The following is a 1,857-nucleotide window of genomic DNA, read 5'->3' as shown; positions in this document are numbered from 1 at the left end:
GGCATCTCGCCAATCAGGACTCCATGGCGGAGGCCTGACTTAAACCAACCGGCCTCCACGAAAGCCGGGGCGGTTCACCGCCTTGGATATCGGCAGCATTTGGCCAAGCTAAAGTGTTGGATGACGTCGGGTTCTCTAGCCTTGACTGAAAAGCCTTCGCGTCACAGACGTTTTCTCGCTTCTCATCATCAAAGACGTAACCTAGGGTTGGGCTGACTTTCTTGGTGCCGCCAGCGCGGCAGCCGCACGGGCTCTTCGCCAAGCGGCATGCCGCTGCTACTTTCGGGTCGTTAGAACTCCGGACAGCGTCCTGAAATCAGGTCGCTTCGGCGCTGCGTGCTCTCGGCGATTTCAGCATCGAAACCCTTTCGAAGAAGAGCGTTCCGTGATGCAGCGGCATACCTCTCATGTCTTTCAACCGCCCTGAGCCTCCTGCGAATCGGATGTCGGTTGATACCACTACGGCGACCTCCATTTCGGTTAACTCGTCCAGCAGCTCCTGCACCGTACGCGCAAGAGACGCTTCGTCGACTGGTTGTTCGAGTTCGTCCAGGTCTTGAACGTGTTTGCCGAAGGGGCCGGTTCGGAACTGCAGCACTTCGACGTAATCCTGCAGCGCTTCAGCCAAATGGGTGACCTTGTCGAGTTCCTTGCCCAGCAGGCCTTCACCGATGACGCGGCGCCAAACATGAGTCTGCTTCAGGGCACGCAAGAACACCGCCCCGTCTTCGATGCGGATGCCTGTGCCCTGGTCTTTCTCCGGCGGCAACAGTTCGTTTGGATGGTCAAGTCCGAGTGCGGCAGCCAGCTTGGGGATGAGTGTTTCGTGTGCATAGCCGTACTTCAGTATCCGTTGGACAACGTTCAGCGGCACCTCTGCGAGCAGGGCTAGCTGCTTGGGCGAGAAGTTCACGGCGCGCATCGCCACTTCGATTGCATCCTTGTTAACGGGGAAGCAATTGTCTGCGCCATGCGGACCGGCCATCACGCGCGCGAGTAACTGGGTGATGGGGCCGTCGGTCAGCCTGCGTAGCCGCGCCATGCGGTTCAGCAGCCCGTTCACTTGTTCGGGCGCCAAACCGCCGATTCGTGAACTCGCGTCGGCATTTGACGTCCACGCCAGCGCCAGCTCCACGAGGCCTTCGTCCGTGTCCAACCGCAACACGCCAGCGACCTCCTTCACTGTAGGTTTCACACCCAACCCATCGAGTACGGGTAGCAACTCCATGTCACCCCAGCAGGTCGTCTTGTAGCCCGTGCTCAGTTGGAGCACATGGGGACACAGGTAGTAGTCTGGCGACAGCGTGTTGCTGCGCAGCGAGTTCGCCACGAGAAGGCCGGGGTAGGTGTACTCGAGCGTGCGAGTCATTCGTTCGGAGAACGCGCGGGCTTCTTCGTCAGGGATGTCGCCCAAGTCCGCGTCCACCCTAGTGCCGACGAATCGGCAGACCTTGAACTGCAGCCAGGGCGCCGTCGGATGCTCCAACTCGACCATGAGCATCTGCGCGCCGAAGCCTTGCGAGCACAGCGAAGAGGCAACCTCCGTGGGCCACTCGGCTGCCAGCAATACGAGCAACCGCTCAGCGGCCTTTGCCATGGTCGGAAATAGCTCGACGGCTACATAGGTCTCACCGTTGCGCACAGCCTGCAGCCCATAGAGCACCTCTTCAGGGCGGGTGTCTCCGAAGGGCAGTTCAGCCTGCCGTGAACGCATCCAATTCGGCTCACCACAGAGCTTGGCGAGCGCCTCCAGCGCGTTGGTGTGTTTGATGACAACGCCATGGTGAGCGTCCAGTCAACCCATCTTGACCGGCCGCAAGCGGCTCATTTGGACTGCTACTTTGCACCGATGTAGGC

Annotated in this window: 1 protein-coding gene; it reads right to left on the bottom strand. The window is 60.1% G+C overall.

Going from position 1 to position 1,857, the window contains the following annotated elements; genetic code table 11:
• Positions 1–316: 316 nt before the first annotated feature.
• Positions 317–1,714 (bottom strand): hypothetical protein, encoded by a 1,398-nt coding sequence (locus BN948_RS25340; protein ID WP_156037866.1) that lies wholly within the window; start codon positions 1,712–1,714, stop codon positions 317–319.
• Positions 1,715–1,857 lie beyond the last annotated feature (143 nt).

Source organism: Hydrogenophaga intermedia, from assembly GCF_000723405.1.
GTDB lineage: Bacteria > Pseudomonadota > Gammaproteobacteria > Burkholderiales > Burkholderiaceae_C > Hydrogenophaga > Hydrogenophaga intermedia.
Note: the sequence above shows the minus strand (reverse complement) of the source record. Positions and strands in the feature narration are given on the sequence as shown.